The following is a 25870-nucleotide window of genomic DNA, read 5'->3' on the forward strand; positions in this document are numbered from 1 at the left end:
CGCCCTCTGTTGTCATCATCCACCACAACGCAATTGAGTTATCTATCTATAATCATCATCTGGGTCGCATATGCGACCTTATTTATGAGGAGAGCGATATGGAGAGGGTGATACACCGTTTTACACTGCACTCACTCTGGTCAGGGCTCGGGATCCGCACCCGGATCCTCGCTGGCGTAGCGATACTGATGGCCATCGCCATCAGCTGCATCACCTTGATCCTCGAGCAGATATCCCACAGTCAGGCCCAGCAGCGGGTCGAACGCTACGAGCTGCCAAGCAGTGTGGATCGCATTGCCAACCAGCTGACAGCGCAGCTTATCCAGCACCTGACCGAGGCGCAGGCGCTGGCCAGCAACCGTTTTGTCATCGACTGGCTGACCGCTGGCATGCCAGAACAAGAGTGGCCCGCCATGGAGCGCTACTTTGAGGATCTGCAACGGCGGATCGGCGGCAACGTCTTTATCGCCCCCCGCCAGAGCAACACCCTGATCAACTTCAGCGGCGGCCCCATCGCCCAGAAATCGCTGAGCGAATCAGACCCGAAAGATGGGTGGTTTTTCGGCTTTCTCAAACGCAGCAAACCCTATGAGCTGAACCTCGACATCTCGGATTTTGACAAGCGCGCCTCCCTCTATATCAACACCGCCGTCACCCACGAGGGCAAGACCCTGGCGGTGGCAGGTACCTCCATCGACATGAGTGCCCTGAGCAAGCTCATTAGCGGCTACCGGATCGGCAAGAGCGGTCAGGTCTATCTGGCGGACATGGAGGGCAATATCGAGATCCACCCCGAGCAGGAGGTGGAGGGGGCCGCCCACCACCAGCAATCCTTCCTCGATACCGTCAAACGGCTTATTCCCAATGCCCGGGAACAGGTGGCCGTAGAGGCGCTAACACTGGAGGGGCAAACCTACCTCATCGCGGTACGTTACATCCCCACCCTTAACCGGCTGCTGATTGGCGAGATCAACAGCGCCGAGCTGGAAGAGGGCCTGCAGGAATCCCGCCAGCTCATCATCATGGTATCGCTCGCCATCGGCGGGATCGCCATGCTGGCCTCCGCCTGGCTGGCTCACTCCATCAGTCGCCCGATTCGTCAGGCAGCCGATGGCATGCATCACATCACCGCCGATCGGGATCTGGCGACCCGCCTCGACTTCTCTGACGAGTCGGAGCTGGGCATGATGGCCCAGAGTTTCAATCAGCTGATCCTGAGCCTGAACCAGAGCTTCTCCCGCTTCCAGCAGTCAGGCAGCGCCCTCTCCGCGCAGTCGTCCCAATCCATGCAACAGGCCCAGGCACTGGCAGGAGAAGCATGCCAGCAGGCCCAGAGCATTCAGGAGCTGACCACTGTGGTCACCACCATCGGCGACAACGCCGAGCAGATCGCCAGCCGCTCTGAAGGGGTCAACGACGTAACCCAACGCATCGCCAACCATATGCTCAGCATCGAGCAGGATGTGACCCAGAGCGCCGCGCAACTCGACAGCTTGCGCAGCAGCATCGGCAGCTCCTCGGCGCTGCTCGATGAGGTGGTGAAAGACAGCAACAACATTACCCAGATCATGAATCTCATCCGCGATGTCTCGAACCAGACCAACCTGCTGGCCCTCAATGCGGCCATCGAAGCGGCCCGTGCGGGGGATATGGGACGGGGCTTTGCGGTGGTGGCCGACGAGGTACGCCAGCTGGCGGTGCGTACCCAGACCGCCACCAAGGATGTGCAGGATCTTATCTTGCGCCTGCAGGAGGGAACCCGGCAGGCCAGCAGCTCGATGGCAGACTCCCGCAACCTGAGCGAAGAGGGATACAACCGGATGCATCAGGCCAGAGAGGTGCTGGTGGATGCCACCAGCCAAATCAACCAGACCGCCCTCGAGATCAACGAGATCAGCTTACTGGCGCAGGCGCAGAATCAACAGATGGGGCAAGCCAGAACTGCGCTTGACGAGCTGGCCATGGTGGCCGAACACCAGCGGGAACACGCGCAGGAGAGCAATGCCGCCAGCCGCGAACTGTTCGAACTGGCCAAAGCCATCGACGAGCAGATCCGCCAATACCGGATTGGCTAGGCCCGGCGCTTCCCTCTCTCCCTCTCAATAACCAAGACGCCACCACAGGGTGGCGTTTTCATTTTGCAAATCATTTTGCCTGCGCTCTCGAAACGGGAATGACGACAAAAATCGCAAGGCATTGATAATTAACATGAAAAAATGTGGAATGGCCATTGCTTAGTGATATCAGACTCAACAGAGGGATATCGCCATGAAACCGACCACCAATCAAGCGCCCGTAGCCCACGTCGCCACTCAAAAAGAGACACTGACCCCCCGCGAAGGCACCTTCCTGATGATGGTGGCCCAACTGGTGGTGCTCACCTGCATCGTACTGGCCGCCACCGTCGGCGGCCTCTCCTGGCAGTGGACCCTGCTGCTGGCCATTCCACCGGTGATCGGCGGCGCCCTGCTCAGCCGGGTATGGGGCAAACTGCCCCGCTAACTGCGCTTCAGCTCACACACCTTCCCGAACCGGCGGCCGACCCTCAAGTCGGCCGTCTGTTTATCTGCCACCTAGCTAATGCTGATTGGCCGCAACGAAGGCTCGGCTTGTTCTTCGCCAAGCAAACCGCAGCGACGAACCGTTCAAACAAACCGCACAAACCAACCTGAACTACAGGGTATAGCTGCCCAACTGCTCTTTGAGAAAATCGAGCCAGACCCGCAGTCGGATATCCCGCTGGGCATCGGAGTAGAAGACTGCATTGATGGGGCGCGAGGCGCCGCTGTTACTGCGGGCCAGCACCTCCACCAGCGCGCCGCTCTCCCGATCCGGCCCGGTCATGAAATCTGACAGACAGACGATCCCCTGCCCCGCCAACGCCAGCTGACGCAAGGTTTCGCCGCTGCTGGCTCGCAGGCTGGGGGTAATGGCAAAGCGATCCCCCTGCTCGGCACTGAGCAGCGGCCAGTGGTTGAGGTGATCGGGATGCAAAAAGCCGAGCAGCTCGTGACCGCTCAGCAGATCCGCCGGTTGGCGCGGGGTGCCGCGCTCGCTCAAATAGCCGGGAGAGGCCAGCAGCCGCAGCCGCGAACGGCCAAGGGGCAGCGCGCGCAGGGAGGAGTCGGTCAGCTCGCCGATGCGGATGGCCATGTCCACCCGCCGCTCCATCAGATTGATAAAGCCCTCCGAGCTGTGCAGCTGCAACTCGATGGCAGGGTAGCGGCGGCGAAACTCGCCGATGATCGGCACCAGCCGGTGCAGGATAAAGGGGGTGGCCGCATCGACTCTCAACACCCCTTCGGGTTGTTCCCGGCGCATCAGCAGATGCCCCTCCGCCTCGCTCATCTCGGTCAGGATCTTCACCGCCCGCTGATAGAACCAGCTCCCCTCCTCGGTCAGGCTGACCCGGCGGGTGGTGCGATTGAGCAGCACGGTGGAGAGCTTCTCCTCCAGCCGCTTGATACCGCGACTCACCACAGAGTTATCCATGCCGAGGTTCTCCGCCGCCTGGCGAAAACTGCCCGCCTCCACCACCGCCACAAACAGGGTCAGCTCATCAGAATGGGTCTTCATTGCTGTTATCCGGACAAGAGTAATGGGTCTTTATAGGCGCAGCCGCTGTGGATTGGCAAGCGTGCTCAGAGAGACGATCTTGTTTTTCGAAGAGAAATAACCAGAGAGAATCACTATCTCTCATCCTGTTTAATCAGTAGAATGCAATCAAAAGGAATCGTATGAAGCCATGTTATCAAGGAGATACATTAATGGAGTTTGAAGAACGGCTGGCTATTGCCCATCAACTACTGGCTGACAGTTGCCTCAAGGAATTTCACTACAATCCGTGGCTGTTCAAATTGCTGCGTAAACTCGGCGTCCCCGTCAAGCCGCCTTATTACGCGGGCTGGCTTACCAATTTCCTCTGTTCCGGCCTCTCTATTGCGCCGTTATGGGGTCTGATTATGTGGACATTCGTCTGGCATCCAGAGGGAAGGGATCTTTTATCAGCCCTGTTCAACACAGCCATGTTCGCTGGCGTATTTGGTCTTTTCACCTTAATTGGACTCTGGCTCAAGCGCCGGCAGCTTGGATTGACCCCATGGGAGCAGTTGAAGCACCAGCACATCAGTGAAGGCACAGAGAAGAAGGTTAAAGCTCCTGCTGCCGATTGAAACTGGGTGCAATACAGGCTCTGAAGAGCACACTTTCACAGACTCGGACTCTCACCTTGCCAGATTTCGTTAAATTTTTTATCAGCTTTTCAATTAACTACCTCATCCAAACCGCCATTGGCCTCTTGGTTCTCGCCTACAGGCTTTTCCGCCACCACAATGGCAACTGGCGCAGCTATCGACGAAGCTGGGATCCTCTCCCTCTATTTGCCTCCATTTTCCTTGGCATGGTGATCGCAAAAAAGCTTCATCCGGCCATCATGGCAGCCTTGTAGTGATTGGCCATAGCTTGGACGTTCAATCAAGTAGTTCACCAGATGATCTCACAGTTGTGCCCTCACTGTGAGATAAGCAGTGGATCAAAGCGTCCATACGGGCCAGTAATATCTCTTTGCGGGTTTTAGGTGGTTTGCCATTGAACGCGCAATCAGCGAAGGTGAGCTGGTGACTCATGCAGAAACAGGGGTGTTGACTACAAATTCAGACAATCATTCATAAAAATTTCTCACTACTGCTATTGCTGCTCTCCCCCCAATACTGTTTTGCGACCAGCGCCCTGTTTCCAGCAAGTCACGGCAGGCATACTGACCCTTCGTTTTTGCCAAGGAGGCTCAGATGTCATCACCCGTGATTGTGATTGCCCAGCTTGAAGCCAAACCCGAATTCGCCCCCCAGTTTCGCGCCGCCCTTGAGCCACTGATTGCGGCCACCTTGCAAGAGGCGGGCTGCCAACGCTATCAGCTGCATCAGGACTTGGACAATCCAAACAGCTGGATGCTCTACGAAGTGTGGGAGAGCGAAGCGGCCCTCACTGCCCATCAGGGGCAGCCCCACTTTACCGAATTTGTCGCCAAGGCCGAGCCCTGGTTTGCCAGCAGCACCATTCGCCGCTATCAGCCGCTGGGCGCCTGACTGGCCCTTACGCCGCTTACCATTCAGCCCGTCAAGGGCCAACCACCACCCCATTGAGGAACGAGATGATCAATATGCCACCCATGGGTCTGGGCACCTTCCGCCTGAAGGGCGAGCCGCTGCTTGCCACCCTGACCAACGGTCTGGAGCTGGGCTATCGCCATATCGATACCGCCCAGATCTATGACAACGAAGCCGAGGTCGGCGACGTGCTGACCCGCAGCACTGTTGCCCGTCACGAGATCTACCTGACCACCAAGGTGTGGACCAGCGAGTTTGGCCCGGGCAAGCTGATCCCGAGCCTTGAGGTGAGCCTGGAAAAACTGGGCACCGACTATCTGGATCTGGCGCTGATCCACTGGCCCTCCCCCAAGGATGAGGTGCCGATGGTAGTCTATCTGGAGCAGCTGGCCGAGGCCAAAACACAAGGCCTGACCCGGGAGATCGGGGTCTCCAACTTCACCGTGGCCCAGCTCAAACAGGCTATCGAGATTTTGGGGCCAGGGGCCATCGCTCACCAGCAGATCGAGGTTCATCCCCTGCTGCAAAACCGCAAGGTGGTCGAGTTCTGTAAAGCCCAGGGTATCGCCGTCACCGCCTATATGCCGCTCGCCTATGGCAAGGTGCTCGCCGAGCCGCTCTTGATGGAGATTGGCAAGCGCCACGGGGTATCGGCGGCGCAGGTGTCGCTGGCCTGGCTGCTGGCGCAGGAGATGACAGTGATCCCGAGCTCCACCAAGCGGGAGAATCAGGCCGCCAATCTGGCCGCTCTCGATATCACCTTGAGCAGCGAGGAGATGGCCGCCATCGCCACGCTGGATCGGGGCGAGCGCTGCGCCAATCCCGACTTTGCCCCCGCATGGGACTGACGCGAAAGAAAGGCTGGCTCGCCAGCAAGCCAGATAAAACAGGGAGAGCATCATGCTCTCCCTGTCTCTTTTCTTGCCTCACGCTTTGCAGCGCTTGCTGAACGTCCAACCGCCATATTGATGCCAGATGCAGCCCCGCAATCAGGGCGCGTTCTGGCAAAGGGCGGGATCGAACACTTGCTTCCAGTCTGATTTCATATCGACCACCACCCAACCCCGTGCTTTTGCCTGCACCAGCCCATCGATCAGTTTGCCACTGGCAGGCGGATGACTGTCGTAGGCATATTCGCGCTTGGCATCGGTGTGGTGCACCAGCAGACCAAAAGTGTGGTAATCCGGGTTAGTCGAGGTGTATTGCAGCATGGGCACGTCGCCATCGCTGTTACCAAAGGCGCCGACCGGACGCTGCCCCATAAAGAGGTGAATGGCGGCCGGTTTCGCCTTGCTGTCATCGAAATAGGCGCCGTTCATGGTCTTGCGGATCTCGCTGCCCTCCCCGGTCAGGACAAACTCGCCGAGGGTAAAGGAGCCAATCACCTGCTGGGGCGGGATGCCATACATCTGCTCGGACATCACCCGCATAAAATCGACGCCGCCGCCGGAGACAATCCAGGTCTGGAAGCCATTATCCCGCAGATACCCCAGCAGCTGTTTCATCGGCAGATAACCGAGCTGATCGTAGTGGCAGCCAAAACGGGGATCCTTGCTGCTGTTGATCCAGCGAGTGACCCGCTCGGCAAACTCGGTGGTAGTCATGCCGCTGTGGGTCAGTCCCACCAGCTTGGCGATCCCCTTCTCCCCCGATTTGGCCACGGCCTTGAGGTCGTTGTTCAGCACTGCCGAAGCGATGGGGTCGGCCTTCCACTCCGGGTGTTCCGGCGCCAGGCGCTTGATCTCGTCCATCGCAAACTGCAGCTGATAGGTCATGGGCGCTTCAGGCCAGAGGGTGCCGTCATTGTCAAACACCACATGGCGCTTCTCTGGCGGAATAAAAGTGGCCTGCTGCTGATCGGTGGCATTGGTCACCCAGCGGGTGATCGCCTGCTTGGCCGCAGTGTCATTCCAGGCAGAGAGGGGATCGCTCTGGCCGGCCTGTACCGCAAAGGCGCCGCACAGCAGCAAAAGAGAGGAGAGTCGATTCAATGTCATCATGTTACCTGTCAGCTGGATATTGCCTGTCTATTGCCTATAGATGAAAGCGCACGGCCATCACAACACCGGCGCACATGGGTTCAACACACTCGGGTTTCACAGGGAAAATCCTATGGCTGCCAGCTTGTACTGGAGCTTAAGCAAGCTCAGAAAAGGAGCAGCGTTCATCCCGTTTTGCGAGGCAGATCACTGCGTTACGCTCACGCAGTGGGCAACACAACCCCCTCCCACTCAGCGTTATTGCTGCTTATTTGGCAAAAGTAATTTGATGTCACCGTCATTTTTGCCAACAAAACCCATCGGCATACTGGCGCCATTCTCCCGTCGGGAGTCCAACCAAGGAGTTGTTATGCCACTGGCGTTATTTGTCCTTACCCTGAGTGCCTTTGCGATCGGCACCACCGAATTTGTGATTGTGGGGCTTATCCCCACCATAGCCCAGCAGCTCAATGTCTCGCTCCCCTCGGCGGGCCTGTTGGTCAGCCTCTATGCCCTTGGCGTAGCCATCGGTGCCCCCGTGCTCACGGCGCTGACCGGCAAGGTGCCGCGCAAGTGGTTGCTGGTGGGGCTGATGGCACTCTTTACCGCCGGCAACCTGCTGGCCTGGCAGGCCCCGGGTTACGAGAGCCTGGTCGTGGCCCGCATCCTCACCGGATTGGCGCACGGGGTCTTCTTCTCGGTGGGCAGCACCATCGCCACGGGTCTTGTGGCCAAAGAGAAGGCGGCGAGCGCCATCGCCATCATGTTCAGCGGCCTTACCGTGGCGCTGGTGACCGGCGTACCGCTCGGCACCTGGATTGGTCAGGTCTTTGGCTGGCGTGAAACCTTTCTGGTGGTAAGCCTGCTCGGTTTGGTCGCCATGGTGGGTAGCCTGCTGCTGATCCCGAGCAACCTGCCCAAGGGGGCGGCCTCGACCATCCGCGAGCAACTCTCGGTACTGACCAAAAAGCCGCTGCTGCTGGTCTACGCCAAAACCGCCCTTGGTTATGGCGGCGCCTTCACGGCCTTCACCTTCCTCGCCCCCATCCTGCAGCAGGTGAGCGGCTTTAGCGCCGGTGCGGTGAGCCTGATCCTGCTGGTGTACGGGGTATCGGTTGCCGTCGGCAATATCTGGGGCGGCAAGCTGGCCGACAAGATGGGCCCATTGCCCGCACTGAAACTGCTGTTTGCCGGTCTGGCGCTGGTGCTGCTGGCCCTCACCTTCACCGCACCCCATCCGGTGCTGGCCGTGCTCACCGTGCTGGTGTGGGGCGCCTTTGCCTTCGGCAACGTGCCGGGTCTGCAGGTACTGGTGGTGAAGCAGGCCGAGCTGCACACCCCCAAGGCGGTGGATGTGGCATCGGGCCTCAATATCGCCGCCTTCAACGTCGGCATTGCGCTCGGCTCCGTGGTTGGTGGCTTGGTGGTTGAGCACCTCGGCCTGATGCACACCCCCTGGATCGGCGCCCTTATCGTGCTGCTGGCCTACGGGTTGACCCATGTCAGCGAGCGCCGTGAAGCCCTCCGGCTCGCTGCCTGTCAGGCATAAGCTGCGCCAGCAGGCGTCACGCAAGGGCGTGGCGCCTGCTGCAATCGGCGCGGCAGGCTTCTATGCTGTGACACAGCGTTAACCCGGCAACTGTTTCAGCAACTTTTTCAGCAACCAAGCCTGTCACCCTCGCATCATTTGCCACGGAGTCTGTTATGAAGGTGCTTATCGTCTATGCCCATCCCGAACCCAAAAGCTTCAACGGTGCCCTCTTCTGCCACGCCATCAGGGCGCTGGAGCAGGCGGGCCACACCGTGATGACCAGCGATCTCTATGCCATGGGCTTTGATCCCGTCTCGGATCGGCGCAACTTCACCGCCGCCAGCGATCCCGATTTTCTCAAGCTGCAACTCGAAGAACTGGCTGCCACCGAGCAGGGCAGCTTTGCCCCGCAGTTGGAGCAGGAGATGCAAAAGCTGGAGGCGGCCGATCTGCTGATCTTCCAGTTTCCGCTCTGGTGGTTTGGCCTGCCCGCCATCCTCAAGGGGTGGGTGGATCGGGTCTTTGCCATGGGGCGGGTCTATGGTCAGGGCCATATCTACGAGAGCGGCAAATTTCGCGGCAAGCGGGCCCTGCTGAGCCTCACCACCGGCGGCCCTGCCGAAACCTATCTGCCCGACGGCTTCAACGGCGATATCGACGGGGTGCTGCGCCCCATCCAGCGCGGGATCCTGCAATTTGTCGGCTTCGATGTGCTGCGCCCCCATATCTGCTATGCCCCTGTGCGGGTCTCGCAAGAAGAGCGGGAAACCTGGCTCGCCCAGTGGGCCGAGCGCCTTGGCCAGATTGAGCAGGAGTTCCCCATCGCGGTCGGCCGCTACCAGTAACAGCTGACGCAGCTGACACCCCCCCCACAAAGCACAAAAACAGCGAGCGGCCCCCGGCCGCTCGCTGTTTTTCACGCTCTGTCGTTATGGTTTTTGTTATCCGTTGGCGGGTCTTATGCCCCCTGTTGCACACCTGCTTTGCCGGTCACGGCACGTTTGAGCCAGTAGTCGAGGCTGACGTAGCGGCCCCCGCCGTAAACCAGCAGCACCAGCAGCATCACGAAGTAGGTGGCGGCAAACTCCATCCCGTTGTTGAGCATCACGGGATCCCCGAGCTCGGTGATGTAGTTGTAGCGACCGGGGAAGTTGGCGGCCAGCCACTCGATAAAGCCGTTGAGGCGCACAGTGGCCTCCATGCTGCCGGTGGCGATGGCGTCCCAGCCGTGCTTCCAGTGCACCATGGCGCTCGCCACGCTCATCAGGAAGATGGTGGGAATGGCCATGATACGGGTAAAGAGGCCAAGGGCGATGCAGATGCAACCCAGCACCTCGGTACCCGCCGCCAGAAAGGCGAGCAGGGTCGGGAACGGCAAGTTGAGCCCCCCTTCCGAGACCGGGGCACCAAACCAGGCGACGGTGCCGGCAAAGCCCATCACCTTGGAGTGGGCCCCCACATAGATGACCGGAATGAGATAGAGGCGAATGGCCAGCAGGGCCAGAAAATCGAGCCGCTTGCACTGGGCCACCGCCCGCTCGTACCACTGGATCAGGGTGTTGTTCATGGGAATTCTCCTTGGTGTTTGCTAAATGGGTGCAAGGGGGCGCCGGGCTGGCGCTCACCGACGGGCAGGGTAAGCAGACCCAGCCGGTGAAAATGGCGTGCCCACTCGCTCAGATCAAAGTCGCTGCGAACCTGTTGTACCTGTTGCAGGAACGCGGCTTGGGTGATCCCCGGTTGCTGTTGCAGCAACTGGATCAGCGCCACATCCCATTCGCGCAACCGCTGGGTCACCACCTGATGCTCCGGGCTGCGAAACAGGCCATAGAAGTGGTTGCCCTGCCGGGTCGGCACCACGCCGCTGCGACGAATGGCGAAGGGGAGTTCAAGCAGTTGCAGGGTGGGATTGAGCGTAAACGAACTCTCCGCCGTTACCTCCTCCCCCGGCAACACTTGCGGCACCACCCCTTCATCAATCTCGACACAGAGGCAGGCCCACTCGTACTCCAGCAGCGCCAGCCGCTGCTTGGGCCAGTTGAGAGAGCCCTCACTGTGGCGATGCTGCACATAGCGGACAAACTCGGTGGCGATATGGTGAAACTCGGGGGCCTCGGCGCCGTGCGCGATGACAAAGCCCTCCACCAGTTGCCACCTGTCCACCGGTGCCCAGTGAGCGTGGGTGAGCGGAAAAGCGCTCTCCAGCACCGACTCCACATTGGCGCGCACGCTGCGGGCATAGTGGCTGGCGATGCCATCCTGCGGCAGCCGCACCCGGCTCGCCAGCCAGGCGGTCTGCTGCTGCATCCGCTGCGGTGCCGTTTTGGGCGCAGTGATCAGGGATAACCGTCTATCCATAGCGCACCTCCCGCACCTGACTGTCGATCGCCTCGCAACAGGCGCCGTGCACCCGCGCCAGCTCGGCCTCCAGCTCTGCCAGCGGTGGCAGATGGTGATCCCGCTCCAGCAGCAGGGGGCGCAAGCCGTGGGTCTGCACCGTATAACGGGCCAGCGCCACCACCTCCTCGCACACCGGTTTGCCATGGGTATCCAATAAAGTGCCGTCCGCCTCTTCCAGATGACCGGCGATATGGAAGTAACGGATCGCATTGCCCGGCAGCCCGGCGATCATCCGCTTGGGGCAGTAACCGTGGTTGCGGCTGTTCACAAAGACGTTGTTGATATCGAGCAGCAGCTCGCAACCGCTGCGCGCCACCAGCTCGGCGAGAAAATCCTCCTCCGGCATCTCGTGGTCATAGCCGTGGTAGTAGGAGATATTTTCCAGCACCAGCGGGCGGGCCAGCGCCTCCTGCACCTGCGCGATCCGCTCGGCCAGATAGGGGATGTTCTCCCACTGCCGCGGCACCGGTAGCAGTTCGTAAAGATACCCCTGCTGGTCGCGGGAAAAGCTCAGGTGCTCGCTATAGATCTCTATGCCGAACTCGTCCAGAAAGGTGCGGATCTGGCTGAGCAGGGTGCGATTGAGGGGCTGGCAATCGCCGAGGGAGAGGCTGAGGCCGTGGGCCACCAGCGGGTAACGCTCGGCCAGCTTATGCAGCTGCGCCCGCTTGGCGCCGCCGATGGCCATCCAGTTCTCCGGCGCCAGCTCGAGAAAGTCGATGCCGGGGCGGACGGGGCCGGAGCAGAGCGCATCCAGATGCTCCTGGCGCAGCCCGATCCCCCGACTGCGGGAGCTTATTGGCCGCATACCCCCTCCGTCATCTTGCTGCCCTTGCTGGAGCTGTCACCATCAATCCCCTCGCCCGCCACGCCACACTTGCCGTCGCGGGCGCGCACCAGCCGCCCCTGCGGATCGCTGTCGAGGGCCTGCTTTTCAAAGCGCTTCTCGGTGCCGCACTTGCCCGCCGCACACTTGCCGCCGTGCTGTTCGCTGGGGGCGGCTTTCACCGGCGCATCGCTCGGGGTGGCCGCCAGCGCAAGTCCCGGGGTCAGGGCAATCAGGCTGGTCATGGCGATGGAGAGGGTCAGTTTGCCGGTGGTTTTGTTGCTGCTTGAGTTACTCATGGGTGGACTCCTTGACGGATGAAACGGGATAGCTGGAGAGATCGCGGGCGGCCACGATCTGGCCGTGGAACTGCTGTTTGACGATGGCCATCGCCTCTTTCTTGTGATTGAGGCCAACCCCCATCCAGTGGTTGAGCACCAGCAGTTTGGGGTTTACCTCGGCGGCAATTTTGGCCACCACAGATGGCTTGGCATGAAGCGAGGCGGAGACAGGGTCGGCCCCTTCGTGGATGGCGAGCGGCATCACCAGAATGTCGGCCCCCTTGGCAAACGGCACAAAGGCCGGGTTGCTGCCGTTCTGATCCGCCGAGATAACGATGGTCCCCTCGGCGCTCTCGATGCGATAGGCCAGACAGGGCACGTCACCGTGAGGGATGCCGAGTGCAGTGATGGTCAGCCCATCCTGCTGATAGACGGTGCGAGGCTGCGGGCTCTGGTAGGGCACATCGTGCAAGTTGATGGGGAAGAGGCCATCGGTGCCATCCTTGAAGCCGCTCAGGTAGGCATAGGCGCCCTTGTCCTTGTTGAAGAGGGCATCAAAGTAGCCGCTCATGCTGGGGAAGGCCGAGCCGGCCTCTGGCCCCGCCAGATCCAGCGGATCGCTGCGTTCGAAGAAGTAGGCCCCCTTGAGCAGGGCGGGCAGGTCGGTCACATGGTCGGTGTGAAAGTGGGTGATGCCGATAAAATCGACCTCTTCGAGCTTGGCCCCCGCCTGGCCGAAGCGCAGGTAGACGCCGCCACCGGCATCGATCAGGATGCGGGATTTCCCCTTCCACCAGATCACCTCGCTGGAGGAGGCGCGAAGGTCGTCGGAGATGGGGCCGCCACTGCCGAGCACCTGCAGGGTGAAGGTTTTATCCAGTGGCGTCAGTTGTACCGGTTCGGCACAGGCCGGGGCGACGGTGAGCGCGCACCCTATGGCCAGCGCCACCGCTTTCAATCTCTGTTTCATCACAATTACCTGTCGGTTGGTTGTCGGTTAAAAGTGTGTCGTTTAAAGGGGGGAGAGAGGGGCCGACGGCGACGTATGAACGCCAACCACCGGCCGTGGCGGGGCGCGAGCCCCGCCGTCAGTTACCGTCCCGTTCGTCCGCCTGCCAGCGCGCTTCCAGCCAGAGCAGGTTGCACAGGCCCAGCAGCAGGGCGAATCCGAGGCCCAAAATCCAGGTGAAGTACCACATAGCAGATCCCTTGAGGTCAGTAGAGTTGATGGCTGTCGCGCTTGATGCGGGCACGGTCGAGCTTGCCGCGCACCACCCGATAGACCCAGCCGGTGTAGCCCAGGTTGACCGGCATCAGCACCAGCACGAGGCCGAACATGATGGCCAGGGTCTTGTAGCTGGAGGTGCTGTCCCACAGGGTCAGGCTGCTGACCGCATCGAGGGATGAGGGCAGCACGAAGGGGAACAGGGCGATGGCCACCGAGCAGAGCATGGCGGCGCAGGCCATGGCGCTGGCCAGCAGCGCAATCCGGCCCCGCTCCAGCCAGGAGGCAATCCCGCTCACCAGCGGCGCCAGCGCCCCGATGATCGGCACCAGCCACAGCAGCGGATAGTCAAAATAGTTGCGCAGCCAGCCACCGGCGTGGGGGATCACCCCCTTCATCAGAGGGCTGATGGCAGCATTCGGGTCAAAGGGTTGTGTGCCGACACCGGTCAGCTGAAACCCTTGCAGATCCACCAGATGCCAGCCGGCCAGCAGGTAGCAGAGGCTCACCAGCGGGGCCAGCAGGATGGCGATCCCCCGTGCGCGCACCGCAGGGGTGCCGGTCACCTTGGCTTGCAGAAAACCGGCGCCGTGCAGCAGCAACAGGCTGATGGCAGTAGCCAGCACCGAGAGCAGCCAGCCCCAGTGGAAGTCGAAGGTGCCATAATGCAGACGCAGCGCCGTGTCGAAGCGAAACGGCAGCCCCTCCATCACCAGACCGATAGCCGCACCGAGGATGAGCGCCGGTATCAGGCCACCCGCCACCAGGGCCCGATCCCACCAGCGGCGCCACACCGGATCGGCCAGCTTGCTGCGATAGTCAAAACCGACCGGACGCAAAAATAGCCCGAGCAGCAGCACCACCATGGGGATGTAAAGCCCCGAGAAGGCGGCGGCATAAACCAGCGGCCAGGCGGCGAACAGGGCACCGGCACCGGCAATCAGCCACACCTGATTGCCTTCCCACACCGGCCCCACGCTGTTGATCACCAGACGGCGGTCGTCGTCATCTTTCGACACCACCGGCAGCAGCATGGCGATGCCGAGATCGAAGCCATCCATCACGATAAAACCAACCATCATGAAGAGCACCAGCGCCCACCAGATGAGTTTCAGGGTTGCGTAATCCATCAGGCGATCCTCGCAAGTTCGGGTTGTTCACCGCTGTAGCGGCCGGTATGGAGAATGGCGGGCCCCTTGCGGATCACATGGCGCAACAGGAACAGCTCCACCACCAGCAGCAGGGTGTAGATGGAACAGATGGCGATGAGGCTGAACCAGAGTTGGCCCGGCTGAAGCAAAGAGACCGAGGCCGACACCGGCAGCACGTCGCTGATGGTCCAGGGTTGACGGCCGAGCTCGGCCACCAGCCAGCCCGCCTCGATGGCAATCCAGGGCAGCGGAATGCTCCAGAGCAGGGTCTTGAGCAGCCGTGGCGAGTCTTGCAGCCGGTTGCGGCAGAGCTGAACAAAGCTCACCACCATCAGCCCCAGCATGGTGACACCGAGCCCCACCATCACCCGAAAGCCCCAGAAGAGCGGTGCCACCGGCGGGATAGAGTCATCGACCGCTTTGGCAATCTCCGCCTCACCGGCCTTGGCGATATTGCTGGCATAGGGGGTGAGCAGCATGCCGTAGCCAAGATCCTTGCCGTGCTGCTCGAAGCGGGCGCGGTTGGCCGGGGTGTCATCTCCCTGCCGGATCTGGTCGAGGGCCTCGGCCGCCACCATGCCGCTGCGGATGCGTGCCTCGTTCTGCACCTTGATATCCTTGAGGCCGGTCACCGCCTCGTCGATGGAGCGGGTGGCGATGATCCCCATCAGATACGGGATCTTGATGGCGGCGTGAGTGGTCTCGGCAGTCTGATCCGGGAAGCCGAACAGGGTAAAGGAAGCTGGTGCTGGCTCAGTCTCCCACTCCGCCTCGATGGCAGCGAGCTTGACCTTCTGCACCTCACCGGTGCGATAGCCCGACTCATCCCCGAGCACAATGACCGAGAGGATGGCCGCCAGCCCGAAGCCGGAGGCGATGGCGAAGGAGCGCAGGGCAAACTGCACCTCGGTTTTGCGCAGCAGATACCAGCTGCTCACCCCCATCACAAACATGGAGGCGGCCACATAGCCCGCCGCGACGGTGTGAACGAACTTCACCTGCGCCACCGGGTTAAAGAGCACGGCGGCGATATCCACCAGCTCCATGCGCTGGGTCAGCAGGTTGAACTCGGCCCCCACCGGGTTTTGCATCCAGCCGTTGCCGATCAGGATCCAGAGCGCGGAGAGATTGGATCCGAGCGCCACCAGCATGGTCACCAGCAGGTGCTTGCCGCGAGAGAGCTTGTCCCAGCCGAAGAAGAAGAGCCCCACCAGGGTCGATTCGAGGAAGAAGGCCATCAGCCCCTCGATGGCCAGCGGGGTACCGAAGATGTCCCCCACATAGTGGGAGTAGTAAGCCCAGTTGGTGCCGAACTGAAACTCCATGGTGATCCCCGTGGTGACCCCCATGACGAAGTTGATGCCAAACAGTTTGCCCCAGAAGCGGGTGATGTCCTGATAGATCACCTTGCCGGTCATCACATAAGCCGACTCGGCGATCACCAGGATCCAGGACAGCCCCAGCGTGAGGGGCACAAACAGGAAGTGGAACAGGGCCGTGGCGCCAAATTGCAGGCGAGACAGGCTGACCACGTCATCCGGATTGATCATGCGTCACTCTCTTTTGTTGTATTTGCCTTGCACGTTTCGTGCGTGACAAGTACATCACGGAGCATGACACCTATAACAGATGCAGTTATATTGAATTACACCTATAACAGTTGATCCAGATCATGTCCCTTTACCAGCAGTTGGCCGACCGCCTGCAAAGCCAGATCGACGATGGTATCTGGCAACCGGGGGAGCGCATCCCCTCCATTCGCCAGAGCTGCAAGACCCACGGGCTCAGCCCCATGACGGTGCTGCAGGCCTATCAACTGCTCGAAAGTCAGGGGCGGATCCTCGCCCGCCCCCAGTCCGGCTACTACGTCAAAGCCGCCTCACCACAGGTCGTGCAGCACACGCCGAGCCAGACCCACTACAGCGGCTCGGTGGATATCAACGATCTGGTGTTCGAGGTGTTGCAGGCGAGCAAATCACGGGATCTGGTGCCCCTTGGCATGTCGGTGGCAGACCCGACCCTGTTCCCCCATCCCCAGCTCGGGCGGGCGCTGGCCAGCTGCATGCGCAAGCTCGATCCCTTCAGCACGGTGGCCGACCTGCCCCCCGGCAACGAAGCGCTGCGCCGCGCCATCGCCCAGCGTTACGCCAGCGACGGGGTGGCGGTCAATCCGCAGGAGATCATCATCACTACAGGCGCCATGGAGGCACTCTCCCTCAGCCTGCAGGTGCTGACCGAGCCCGGTGACTGGGTGGTGGTGGAGTCCCCCACCTTCTATGGCGCCCTGCAGGCCATCGAGCGGCTGAAACTCAAGGCGGTGGAGATCCCGGTGATTCCGGGGGTGGGTATCGATCTGGCGCTATTGGAAGACGCCCTCACCCGCATTCCTGTCAAGGCGTGCTGGCTGATGGGCAATGTGCAGCACCCGCTGGGCCACACCATGCCAGATAGTCACAAAGCGCAGCTGATGGCGCTGCTCAACAGCCATGGGGTGCCGCTGGTGGAGGATGACGTCTATGCGGAGGTCTACTTTGGCCGCGAGCGCCCCAAGCCGATCCGCCACTGGGATCAGCGTGGCGACAGCCTGCTTTGCAGCTCCTTTTCCAAGTGCTTGGCGCCGGGCTTTCGGGTCGGCTGGGTGGTGGCAGGGCCCCATGCCGAGCGGGTTCAACGGCTGCAACTGATGTCCACCCTCTCCACCAATGTACCGAGCCAGCTGGCGCTGGCCGAGATGCTGCGCCAGGGCGGAGTCGATGCCCACTTTCGCCGCCTGCGCCACACCCTGGCCCAGCGCCAGCAGCAGATGCGGGCGGCCCTGCAACGGCTGTTGCCGGACGAGGTGCGGATCTCCTCCCCCGATGGCGGCTACTTCCTCTGGCTGGCGCTGCCTGCCCATTTCGACAGCCGAGCCCTGCACGCCAAGGCTCTGGGCAGCGGTTTTTCAGTGGCCCCCGGTGCCCTCTTTTCCAGTCAGGGGCAGCACAACCACTGCCTGCGCCTCAACAGCTCCCATCCCTGGAGCGAACAGCTGGAGCAGGCCCTCACCCGGCTGGCTGCGCTGATTGCCGCACAGCTCAGTGAAAAGTAACAAGGCAAAGAGCCGCTGGCGAAACGAACAAAGGCCCGCAACGGGCCTTTGTGATTGGGGGTACGCGCCTTGTCTCGCCATCAAAAACTGATCATCTGGCCATGATCTGCGACTGCACCTTGAAGCCCAGCGCCTCGTAGAGGGCTTTGGCGCGCTCGTTGAAGGCCATCACCTCCAGCCGGATTTGCTGAGCATCACGGGCCTTGGCCCACTCATCGCAATGGGCGATCAGCGCCTTGCCAATCCCGCGAGAGCGGTGCAGCTCATCCACCACCACCGAGCCGATACGGCAGATCGGCGCACGGGTGAGAAACGGCACGCTCTCATTGATGTCGATCCGAGCCGTCAAAAAGCCCACCACCATGCCATCCTGCTCGGCAACGCAGAACAGACGCCCTTCTGCGGCAATGGCATCGAGCAAAAATGCCCGCTCCTCTGGTGACGGCGGGCAGAACACCTCGGGGTAATGTGCATGGTGGATCTCTCCTATCTGCCGGTTCAGCTCGACAATGGCATCGATATCCAGTTCGCTTGCCTTGCGTATCTCCAACGGTTGCTCCTTGCAAAAATGGTGATGGTCCTGCGCCATCTTAGAGGCTGTGTCCCGCAATCCAAATAGGCTCATTCGTATCTTTTTACGAGCAGCAGAAACAACAACGCCCCTTGAGCGGGGCGTTATCGGCAATCCATGGCGATGAGGGATATCAGGCGGGGGCGTTAAGTTGGGCCACCTGCCGCTCGATGCTTCCTTTCAGGTTGTCATCGAGCTTGAGGGCGCGTGCCAGCTCGTCGAGATAACCGCGCTCCATAAAGTGATTCACTTCGATGGCAAGCAGGGAGGCGAGATAGACCTCGGTGGCCAGCTCCATATCGGTCACTTCCCGCGCCAGCGCGTGGGGATCGAGGGGACGGGCCAGCTCGGCGTCAATCCAGCGGGCGACATCGCTCTGACCCTGTTCGGTCAGGTACTCCTGAATTTTCTGGCGCTCGGCGCCATCGATATGGCCATCGGCCCGGGCTGCTGCCACCATGGCGCGCACCAAAAGCGCCGCACGGGCATCCAGCGCATTGCCTTCCAGCCCGCTGATGGGATGAGTGGGCTGGGCGGGCGCCGCCTGCTGGGCCTGCCAATCCTGATAGAGCTTGTAGGCCAGCCCGCCAAGGGCCGCAGCGCCGCCCACGGCAGCGGCCTTGCCGCCATACTTGCGCACTTTTTTATTGCCCAGCAGCAGACCGAGCGCGCCACCGGCCAGCGCCCCCTGCATCTGCCCCTTGCGCTTGTCTCCGCCTTCGTTGAGCCAGCCTTTGCCAGCCCCCAGCAACTGTTCCAGCATCTGTTTCATGGTGTCACTCCTGCGGCTATGTTCCCGTCGATAGAGCAAGATAGTGACCCCGCCCCCCTGAATCGGGGATGAACCCTTGACCGGGCAGGCCGATGGGGCAAAGCTCAGGGAAACCCTTCAGGCAATAAGGATGTAACTGTGCCCAATCGCGAACTGACCCTGCAATTTCTGGCCGAACCCTCTGACGTCAATTTCGGCGGCAAGGTACACGGCGGCATGGTGATGAAGTGGATCGATCAGGCGGGCTATGCCTGCGCCGCCGGCTGGTGCGGCGGCTATGCGGTGACCGTCTATGTGGGGGGGATCCGCTTTTTGCGCCCCATCCAGATTGGCCAGCTGGTAGAGGTTCACGCCCAAGTGATCCACACCGGCACCACCAGCATGCATCTGGCGGTGGATGTCTACAGCCGCCACCCCACCGAGACCGAGCGCCACAAGACCACCCACTGCATCATCATCTTTGTGGCGATGGATGAGCAGGGCAAACCGACCCCGGTACCTCAGTGGCAGCCGGTGAGCGACAGCGATCTGCAGTTGCAGCAGTACGCCAAAAAGCTGATTGCCCTGCGCGAGGAGATCGACAAGGAGATGCGCCAGCACCTTTGACCTTGGTGCGATAGAGCGGGGCGCTTTCGGCCAACGGCGGCGCCCCTGTATAATCCCCCCTCTTCCCGCAACCGGAACCCTGCCCATGTCACTGGAAACTGCCCCGCCCGAGGTAAAACTCGCGGTGGATCTGATCGAACTGCTGGAAACCAATGAGCTTGCCCCCGAACTGGTGCTGGCGGCGCTGGCCATTGTAAAAAATGACTACGAGCGCAAGCTGGCGGAGGAGAAGGATCACTGATCCCTCACCGCACTTTTTCCGCCTTATCTTTCAGACTTCAGTTTTTCCCCACAGAGCCACTCACTGCGGCCCCATCACCTCGTCACACAGGGCGATCAGGGCCGAACTCAAGCGGGTGAGCGGCTCGCTCCCGCTTCCCCCTGCATGCAGCGCCAGCTCCACCGACGCCACCTTGGGCCACTGGGTCAGGGCCAGCTGATCGGCGGGCATCAACCGTTTGGGCAGCAAGCTCACCCCGATCCCCGCGCTCACCGCCCCCTGCAAACTGGCAAGGCTGGCGCTGACATAGGCAATACGCCAACGCCGCCCCAGACCATCGAGCGCCTCGGTCATCTGCCGCCGATAGAGCCCTTCGCTCGGGAACACCACCAGCGGCAGCGGATCCCGTTCCCGTGCGGGCCAGTCGCGACTGTCGACCCACACCAGCGGCTCGCGCCAGCTGGCAAGGGGCGAACCCTTTCCCCGAGTCTGCTTGACCAGCGCCAGATCCAGCTCCCCCGCCGCGAAGCGCTGCCAGATGTGGTGGCTCAGGCCGCTCTCCACCTCCAGCCGCACCTCGGGGTAGTCGCGGGCAAAGGCGGCCAGCACCGGGGTGATGGCACCGGCGGCGAAATCCTCCGGCACCCCGAGGCTGAGCGCCACGCTCCCTTCCGTCACTTGTTCTTCGGCCTGCGCCAGCAGCGCCAGAATGCGGCGGGCCAGCCCCAGCAATTTTTCCCCCTCCGCCGTCGCCACCACCTGACGGCCAGCACGATCGAGCAGTGGGCAGCCAAGCTGCTGCTCAAGGCGGCGGATCTGCTGGCTGATGGTGGATTGGGTCAGATGGACCCGTTCACCGGCGCGGGTAAAGCTGCCGGTGTCGATAATGGCGACAAAACTGCGCAGTAACAGGGGATCCAGCATGGGGCGCTCCATTTACAAAACCACTGAAAGTCATTATATCATTTAATTTCCAAATGACTTTCGACCCCGCTAGGCTGGCGCTTTTGCCTCCTTTGACGGTGATCTGCCATGTTCAGCCCCGATGACTCCGCGTCCCGAATGCCCCCTGTCTCTCCCAGAACCGGAAACAGCACCCGATGAATCAACGAAATGCGGATCAACCCGCAGGCCAGACCGCCCTGCTGGTGCTAGTGATCCTGATTGGACTGAACCTGCGCCCCTTTCTCACCGCCATCGGCCCGCTGGCCCAAGCCATTGACCAGCGTCTGGCGCTGGGGATGGACACCCTCGCCTGGCTCACCCTGCTGCCGCTCTGGCTGATCGGGATTGGCGTGCTGCTCACCCCCAGCCTGCGTCGGCACGCCAGCCCACGCCAACTGATGGGGGCGGCCCTGCTGCTACTCGGCATTGGCAGCGCCATGCGCTTCGATGCCCAAAGCGGTGCCTTGCTGATCGCCAGCGCGGCGCTCTGCGGCCTTGGTTCGGCGCTGGTGCAGGGAGTGTTGCCCGCGCTGATCAAGCAGGCCTTCACCCGCAAGGTACCGCTGGTGATGGGGATCTTCTCCGCCTGCATGATGGGGGGTGGCGCGCTCGGAGCCAGCCTCACGCCAAGGCTGGCAGTCAGCCTCGACTGGTCGCGGGCGCTGGCGCTCTGGAGCCTGCCGGTGCTGCTGGCCCTCGTCTGGCTAGGGTGGAAAGTGCGTCTGCCACGGGCCGCCGCGGTCGCCATTCCCCACGGCGAACAGCGGCTGATCACCTTGCCCCGCAGCTGGTTGCTGATCGTCTGCTTTGGCATCATCAACAGCGGCTACGGCATCGTGGTGGCCTGGCTGGCCCCCGCCTATATGGCGCAGGGGTGGAGCGCCGCGCAGGCGGGCGAACTGGTCGCCTGGCTGGCACTGGCCCAGACCGCCAGCGGCCTCGGCCTGCCGCTGCTGGCGGCGCGCAGTCTGGATCGGCGGCCGTGGATGGGCCTTGCCATCGCCATGCAGCTGGCGGGATTCGGCGGCCTATGGCTGGCGCCAGCCAGTTCCCCCATTCTCTGGTGCATGCTGTGCGGCGCCGGTCTTGGCGGCAGTTTTTCGCTCATCATGGTGATTGCGCTCGATCACCTGCCCGACCCGCGCCGCGCGGGCACCCTGAGCGCCCTGATGCAGGGCTTCGGCTTTATGCTGGCGGCCACCGGCCCCTGGGTGGCGGCACGGCTCTATCACTATGTGGGCGACTTCGCAGCTGCCTGGCAGTGGCAACTGGGGGGATTGCTGCTGATGAGCCTGCTGGTGCTGCGCCTCGACCCGCGCCACTACCCCCGCGTCATGGGGTTACCGACCGCCAGCGAGCCGTCCCTTTCGGCGCCCCGCCCAACCGACTCTGCGACCCAAAGCAACACACCGGCCTGAGGCCGGTGTGTTGGGGATGACAAGGTAGGCTGACGCCACTCAGGGGGGCAACTCAGCGCCCCTTCTTCTGCCGTCCGGTGTTAGCGGTGCGCGTCTTGCCTGCGGCCGGTTTGCCACCCTTGGGTGCCCCTTTGCCAGCACCGCCCTTGTTGGCGACACCTTTGCCCGCACCACCCTTGCCCACCGGCAGCTTCTTCTCGAAGGCTTCCGGGCCCGGCACATTGGGGCGCCCGCCAATCTCGTGATCGTCATCGCGGCGCGGCTTCTTGCCTTGGGCCGGTTTGGCGCTTTGCGCCGCAGGGGCCTTGGCCGCCTTCGGCTTGTCGCCTTTGGCCGGTTTCACCTCGGAAGAAGAGTTCTCAATCAGCTTGAACAGATCGATCAGCTCGTCGTCGGTGAGATCGCGCCACTCGCCCACCGGCAGCCCCTTGAGGCTGACGTTCATGATGCGGATGCGCTCCAGCTTGGTCACTTCAAAACCGAAGTGCTCGCACATGCGGCGGATCTGGCGGTTAAGCCCCTGCACTAGCGTGATGCGAAAGACGAACGGCGCCTCTTTCTTCACCTTGCACTTCTTGGTCACTGTACCGAGGATCGGCACCCCGGCCGCCATGCCGCGCACAAACTCGTCGGTCACCGGCTTGTCGACGGTCACCAGATACTCTTTCTCGTGATCGTTGCCCGCCCGCAGGATCTTGTTGACCAGATCGCCGTGGTTGGTGAGGAAAATCAGCCCCTGCGAATCCTTGTCGAGCCGCCCGATGGGGAAGACCCGGGTGCTGTGGTTGACGAAATCGACGATGTTGTCCTTCTCGCCCGCCTCTGTGGTACTGACGATGCCCACCGGCTTGTTGAGGGCGATTAGCACCAGACTGTCCGCCTCGCGCGGCTCGATCACCTGACCGTTCACCTTGACCAGATCGCCGACCTGCACCTGATCACCGATCCCAGCCCGCTTGCCGTTGATAAAGACGTGGCCCTGCTCGATAAAGCGGTCGGCCTCGCGGCGCGAACAGATACCGCTCTCGCTGATGTATTTGTTCAGGCGCATGGATTCGTTAGCCAGCATGAGTCACCTGCCACAGGATCTGGGCCGCGCCCGGTTGTGCCATCGCCTGTTCCGGCTGTGCCGGGGAGGCTGTCTGCTGCATCAGCCAATTCACTACGTCAAAGTTCTGCATACCATTCCATCTTCAAAAAAGGCCAATGCCAGCTTATCCATCAAAAAACGCCGCTACAGTAGCATAATTGCCCCCTTTCAGGGGTAGATAGTTGCAGGGCCGCAGCGCCCAATCTGGCATCCTCGGATAAGTCACGCCACCAGATGGCCCGCGATGCAGCCTTCGAACGGCCAGCCTGATGTAAGCGGCGGGATCAGGCGCCCACAGCCAGCGTGGCCGAACGCCATCAACTATACATATCACCTTGTTTCCATTAGGCTTTAAGCCGATTGGCAGCGCCTAGGGTGCTGCGCCGAACTCGCCCGCCCAGAGGCGGTCCCATCTCTATCGCCAAGGATTGCACCATGCTGGCTCACACTCGCCGCCTTGTTCGCCGTGCTCTGCTGACCCTGTTGCTGCTGTTGCTGACCGCATGGGCGGTGATCGCCTACTTCGCCTGGCAGGCAGCGCCGCTGCAGCTGTGGCACACAGTGGTGCCCCCCGAACTCAGCGCCGATGAGCTCGACAGCAGCGACTGGCAAGCCTATCTGGCCCGCGAAGCAGAGCTGTTCGAGCTGGTGGCCACCGAGGTAGTCGCCAAGACACCGCCGGAGCAGCAACTGGCCAGCAATCGCTACTATCAGGACGCGCCCATCAATCCCGCCCGCTTTCAGCAGAACTGGAACCGCTCCTACCTGCTGCGCCCCGAGGGGGAAGTCAAAGGGGTGGCGGTGCTGCTGCACGGGCTGACCGACTCCCCCTACAGCCTGCGCCATCTGGCCAGACGCTATCAGCAGCAGGGTTTTATCGCGCTGGGGCTGCGGATCCCCGGCCACGGCACCGTACCCGCTGGCCTCGTGGATGTGGATTGGGAGACCTGGCTGGCCGCCACCCGACTGGCGGTGCGGGAGGCCAGATTGCTGGCACCGGGCAAGCGGCCGCTGCATCTGGTGGGCTTTTCCAACGGCGGCGCGCTGGCGGTGAAATATGCGCTCGATGCGCTGGCCGACCCAAGCGGCACGCTGGCAAAACCGGATCGGCTGGTGCTGATCTCCCCGATGATCGGGGTGACCCGCTTTGCCCGCTTCGCCGGGCTCAAGGCCGTGCCAGCCCTGCTACCCGCCTTTGCCAACGCCGCCTGGCTCGACACCATGCCGGAGTTCAACCCGTTCAAGTACAACTCGTTTCCGGTCAACGGCGCGCGCCAGTCCTATCGCCTGACCAACGCCATCCAGCAGCAGGTGCGCCAGCTGGCCGCCAGTGGCGAGCTGGCGGCGTTTCCCCCCGCCCTCACCTTCCAGTCGGTGATGGACTACACCGTCAGCACCCGCTCCATCATTGCCGATCTCTACCACTACCTGCCGGCCAACGGCAGCGAACTGGTACTGTTTGATATCAACCGCAGCACCCTGTTTGGCCCGCTGATGAGCTCGGCCTCCGAGCTGGCGCTGCACCGCTTGCTGCCAAACGCCCCCGGGCACTATCGCCTCACCGTGGTGGGCAACGTCGAGCCAACCTCCCCCGCGACGCAGGCCAGAACGCTGGCCAGCGCCGACCAGCCTGAGCAGGTTCGCCTGCTGGGTATCGATTATCCCAAGGAGATCTACTCCCTCTCCCACGTGGCGCTCCCCTTCCCGATGGACGACCCCCTCTATGGCATGGCAGCACGCCCGGAGCAGCGGGAGCAATACGGCATCAATCTCGGTGGTCTGGCCCTGCGTGGCGAGCGCGGCGTGCTGATCGTCAACCCCGGCGCCCTTACCCGCACCTCCTCCAACCCCTTCTACCCCTATCTGCAGCAGCGGGTGATGGAGACCCTCACCGCCCCTCCCGTCGCCCCGTCTGCCGCCGTAATCCCTGCCAGCAGCAGTCAATATGATGCGGCCTATCAGGCCGAACTGGAGCAGTTTTTACAGGAGAGCGATGAGAGCAGCGCGCCTTTCTAGGGCGTTTCTGGAGTATCGGCAAAGAGCCACTGGCGCTGGGTCGATGGCGATACAAGAAAGGGGCCGTCAATTGACGGCCCCTTTCTATTGATGATGGCGATGGGAGTGATGGCTTGGTGGGCTCAGGGATAGATGCTCACTTCTATCAGATTCTGATCCGGGTCGAGGAAGTAGATGGATTCTATCGGCCCACAGGCACCGCTTTTGGTCACCGGCCCCTCGACAATCTCCACCCCGTGGCAGGCAAGCTGGGCCATCACCTGCTCCAGCGGCCAGCGGGTGATAAGGCAGACATCCCCCGACCCCACCTGCGCCCGGTTGCGCGGCTCCTGCCCCAGCAGTTGCAGATTGATCTTCTGGTTGCCAAACCCTACCGCCCGGCGCCCCGCACCGAAGGTAATGGCCTCCATATTGAGCACCGAACTGTAAAATTCCACGGCCCGTTCGATATCACTGACCGTCAATACCAGATGGTCGATATGGCTGATCATGGTTACCTCCTGGTGGTGATCTGGCTGATGTGACCGACATATGCCCGCAAACATCCGACTGTTGTCACCACAGCGAGCTACCCCATCATACCCGGCAAGGGAGAGCCCATGTGTGCCGTGGCGCGCAAAGCGAGCGCAAATGATCTGGTCAAATA

At 61.8% G+C, this 25870-nt stretch carries 29 protein-coding genes; 13 read left to right on the forward strand and 16 right to left on the reverse strand.

Going from position 1 to position 25870, the window contains the following annotated elements; all coding sequences use genetic code 11:
• The first annotated feature begins 98 nt into the window (after positions 1-98).
• Positions 99-2075: a methyl-accepting chemotaxis protein gene (locus tag ACTG2S_RS14395; RefSeq protein WP_439982691.1), complete on the forward strand. Its 1977-nt coding sequence runs from the start codon at positions 99-101 to the stop codon at positions 2073-2075.
• Between the two features lie 193 nt (positions 2076-2268).
• Positions 2269-2502: a hypothetical protein gene (locus ACTG2S_RS14400; protein WP_019446771.1), complete on the forward strand. Its 234-nt coding sequence runs from the start codon at positions 2269-2271 to the stop codon at positions 2500-2502.
• 171 nt (positions 2503-2673) lie between these two features.
• On the opposite strand, the gene ACTG2S_RS14405 is transcribed toward ACTG2S_RS14400, so the two are convergent.
• Positions 2674-3576 carry a LysR substrate-binding domain-containing protein gene (locus tag ACTG2S_RS14405; protein WP_274160254.1) on the reverse strand — a complete coding sequence of 301 codons (903 nt, stop codon included), beginning with the start codon at positions 3574-3576 and terminating at the stop codon, positions 2674-2676.
• 191 nt (positions 3577-3767) lie between these two features.
• Here ACTG2S_RS14405 and ACTG2S_RS14410 point away from each other — a divergent pair, with 191 nt between their 5' ends.
• From ACTG2S_RS14410 to dkgB, 4 genes are all read left to right on the forward strand, one after another.
• Positions 3768-4172, forward strand: coding sequence for a DUF6404 family protein (locus tag ACTG2S_RS14410; protein WP_274160255.1), 405 nt, complete (start codon positions 3768-3770; stop codon positions 4170-4172).
• 56 nt (positions 4173-4228) lie between these two features.
• A complete protein-coding gene (locus tag ACTG2S_RS14415) occupies positions 4229-4447 on the forward strand; it encodes a hypothetical protein (protein WP_439982693.1) in 219 nt (72 codons plus the stop codon).
• Between the two features lie 340 nt (positions 4448-4787).
• On the forward strand, positions 4788-5084 hold the full coding sequence (locus tag ACTG2S_RS14420; RefSeq protein WP_069526686.1) for a putative quinol monooxygenase: 297 nt from the start codon (positions 4788-4790) through the stop codon (positions 5082-5084).
• A 65-nt stretch (positions 5085-5149) separates the two neighbouring features.
• Positions 5150-5953, forward strand: coding sequence for a 2,5-didehydrogluconate reductase DkgB (gene dkgB / locus ACTG2S_RS14425; protein ID WP_274160256.1), 804 nt, complete (start codon positions 5150-5152; stop codon positions 5951-5953).
• Between the two features lie 141 nt (positions 5954-6094).
• Here the strand turns inward: dkgB and ACTG2S_RS14430 are convergent, their stop codons facing one another.
• Positions 6095-7105: an HAD family hydrolase gene (locus ACTG2S_RS14430; protein WP_439982696.1), complete on the reverse strand. Its 1011-nt coding sequence runs from the start codon at positions 7103-7105 to the stop codon at positions 6095-6097.
• A gap of 349 nt (positions 7106-7454) precedes the next feature.
• Here ACTG2S_RS14430 and ACTG2S_RS14435 point away from each other — a divergent pair, with 349 nt between their 5' ends.
• Together ACTG2S_RS14435 and ACTG2S_RS14440 are read left to right on the forward strand one after the other, a co-directional pair.
• Positions 7455-8633, forward strand: coding sequence for an MFS transporter (locus ACTG2S_RS14435; RefSeq protein WP_439982698.1), 1179 nt, complete (start codon positions 7455-7457; stop codon positions 8631-8633).
• Between the two features lie 155 nt (positions 8634-8788).
• Positions 8789-9460 carry an NAD(P)H-dependent oxidoreductase gene (locus ACTG2S_RS14440; protein ID WP_429116124.1) on the forward strand — a complete coding sequence of 224 codons (672 nt, stop codon included), beginning with the start codon at positions 8789-8791 and terminating at the stop codon, positions 9458-9460.
• 113 nt (positions 9461-9573) lie between these two features.
• On the opposite strand, the gene ACTG2S_RS14445 is transcribed toward ACTG2S_RS14440, so the two are convergent.
• The 8 genes from ACTG2S_RS14445 to ACTG2S_RS14480 form a co-directional block, all read right to left on the reverse strand.
• On the reverse strand, positions 9574-10182 hold the full coding sequence (locus tag ACTG2S_RS14445; RefSeq protein WP_005359663.1) for an HvfX family Cu-binding RiPP maturation protein: 609 nt from the start codon (positions 10180-10182) through the stop codon (positions 9574-9576).
• Positions 10179-10973, reverse strand: a complete 795-nt coding sequence (locus ACTG2S_RS14450; RefSeq protein ID WP_439982702.1) for an HvfC family peptide modification chaperone — start codon at positions 10971-10973, stop codon at positions 10179-10181. Before ACTG2S_RS14450 ends, ACTG2S_RS14445 begins: the two co-directional genes overlap by 4 nt.
• A complete protein-coding gene (locus tag ACTG2S_RS14455; protein ID WP_439982705.1) occupies positions 10966-11823 on the reverse strand; it encodes a DUF692 domain-containing protein in 858 nt (285 codons plus the stop codon). Before ACTG2S_RS14455 ends, ACTG2S_RS14450 begins: the two co-directional genes overlap by 8 nt.
• Positions 11811-12140, reverse strand: a complete 330-nt coding sequence (locus ACTG2S_RS14460; protein ID WP_139472826.1) for a hypothetical protein — start codon at positions 12138-12140, stop codon at positions 11811-11813. Before ACTG2S_RS14460 ends, ACTG2S_RS14455 begins: the two co-directional genes overlap by 13 nt.
• The gene (locus ACTG2S_RS14465; RefSeq protein WP_439982708.1) at positions 12133-13092 is read right to left on the reverse strand and encodes an MBL fold metallo-hydrolase; all 960 of its coding nucleotides are present in this window, start codon (positions 13090-13092) and stop codon (positions 12133-12135) included. Before ACTG2S_RS14465 ends, ACTG2S_RS14460 begins: the two co-directional genes overlap by 8 nt.
• A gap of 118 nt (positions 13093-13210) precedes the next feature.
• Positions 13211-13321 carry a cytochrome bd-I oxidase subunit CydX gene (gene cydX / locus ACTG2S_RS14470; RefSeq protein ID WP_005337572.1) on the reverse strand — a complete coding sequence of 37 codons (111 nt, stop codon included), beginning with the start codon at positions 13319-13321 and terminating at the stop codon, positions 13211-13213.
• Positions 13322-13337: 16 nt separating this feature from the next.
• Positions 13338-14477, reverse strand: a complete 1140-nt coding sequence (gene cydB / locus ACTG2S_RS14475; RefSeq protein WP_439982709.1) for a cytochrome d ubiquinol oxidase subunit II — start codon at positions 14475-14477, stop codon at positions 13338-13340.
• Positions 14477-16048, reverse strand: a complete 1572-nt coding sequence (locus ACTG2S_RS14480; protein ID WP_144715495.1) for a cytochrome ubiquinol oxidase subunit I — start codon at positions 16046-16048, stop codon at positions 14477-14479. Before ACTG2S_RS14480 ends, cydB begins: the two co-directional genes overlap by 1 nt.
• Before the next feature lie 122 nt (positions 16049-16170).
• Between ACTG2S_RS14480 and ACTG2S_RS14485 the strand changes: the two genes are divergently transcribed.
• Positions 16171-17586 (forward strand): aminotransferase-like domain-containing protein, encoded by a 1416-nt coding sequence (locus ACTG2S_RS14485; protein WP_421304542.1) that lies wholly within the window; start codon positions 16171-16173, stop codon positions 17584-17586.
• Positions 17587-17677: 91 nt separating this feature from the next.
• Here the strand turns inward: ACTG2S_RS14485 and ACTG2S_RS14490 are convergent, their stop codons facing one another.
• Positions 17678-18136, reverse strand: coding sequence for an N-acetyltransferase family protein (locus ACTG2S_RS14490; RefSeq protein WP_439982712.1), 459 nt, complete (start codon positions 18134-18136; stop codon positions 17678-17680).
• 154 nt (positions 18137-18290) lie between these two features.
• Entirely contained in the window at positions 18291-18929 is a 639-nt protein-coding gene (locus tag ACTG2S_RS14495; RefSeq protein WP_420939566.1) for a tellurite resistance TerB family protein, read from the reverse strand.
• A gap of 138 nt (positions 18930-19067) precedes the next feature.
• Here ACTG2S_RS14495 and ACTG2S_RS14500 point away from each other — a divergent pair, with 138 nt between their 5' ends.
• Entirely contained in the window at positions 19068-19535 is a 468-nt protein-coding gene (locus ACTG2S_RS14500; protein ID WP_058058750.1) for an acyl-CoA thioesterase, read from the forward strand.
• An 85-nt stretch (positions 19536-19620) separates the two neighbouring features.
• Positions 19621-19776, forward strand: coding sequence for a pleiotropic regulatory protein RsmS (gene rsmS, locus ACTG2S_RS14505; RefSeq protein ID WP_139428428.1), 156 nt, complete (start codon positions 19621-19623; stop codon positions 19774-19776).
• Positions 19777-19836: 60 nt separating this feature from the next.
• On the opposite strand, the gene ACTG2S_RS14510 is transcribed toward rsmS, so the two are convergent.
• Positions 19837-20679, reverse strand: a complete 843-nt coding sequence (locus tag ACTG2S_RS14510) for a LysR family transcriptional regulator (RefSeq protein WP_420939565.1) — start codon at positions 20677-20679, stop codon at positions 19837-19839.
• A gap of 176 nt (positions 20680-20855) precedes the next feature.
• On the opposite strand from ACTG2S_RS14510, the gene ACTG2S_RS14515 reads away from it, so the two are divergent.
• Complete coding sequence (locus ACTG2S_RS14515) at positions 20856-22118, forward strand: cyanate transporter (protein ID WP_429072338.1); 1263 nt, start codon at positions 20856-20858, stop codon at positions 22116-22118.
• Between the two features lie 52 nt (positions 22119-22170).
• On the opposite strand, the gene rluF is transcribed toward ACTG2S_RS14515, so the two are convergent.
• Positions 22171-23187, reverse strand: a complete 1017-nt coding sequence (gene rluF, locus ACTG2S_RS14520; protein ID WP_420938758.1) for a 23S rRNA pseudouridine(2604) synthase RluF — start codon at positions 23185-23187, stop codon at positions 22171-22173.
• Positions 23177-23299, reverse strand: coding sequence for a hypothetical protein (locus tag ACTG2S_RS14525; RefSeq protein WP_265783689.1), 123 nt, complete (start codon positions 23297-23299; stop codon positions 23177-23179). The genes rluF and ACTG2S_RS14525 overlap by 11 nt, the downstream gene beginning before the upstream one ends.
• Before the next feature lie 344 nt (positions 23300-23643).
• On the opposite strand from ACTG2S_RS14525, the gene ACTG2S_RS14530 reads away from it, so the two are divergent.
• On the forward strand, positions 23644-25224 hold the full coding sequence (locus tag ACTG2S_RS14530; protein WP_420938757.1) for an alpha/beta hydrolase: 1581 nt from the start codon (positions 23644-23646) through the stop codon (positions 25222-25224).
• A gap of 122 nt (positions 25225-25346) precedes the next feature.
• Here the strand turns inward: ACTG2S_RS14530 and ACTG2S_RS14535 are convergent, their stop codons facing one another.
• Complete coding sequence (locus ACTG2S_RS14535) at positions 25347-25715, reverse strand: VOC family protein (protein WP_043825666.1); 369 nt, start codon at positions 25713-25715, stop codon at positions 25347-25349.
• Positions 25716-25870: the final 155 nt, after the last annotated feature.

Source organism: Aeromonas sp. 82P (assembly GCF_051919365.1).
Lineage (GTDB): Bacteria > Pseudomonadota > Gammaproteobacteria > Enterobacterales > Aeromonadaceae > Aeromonas > Aeromonas veronii.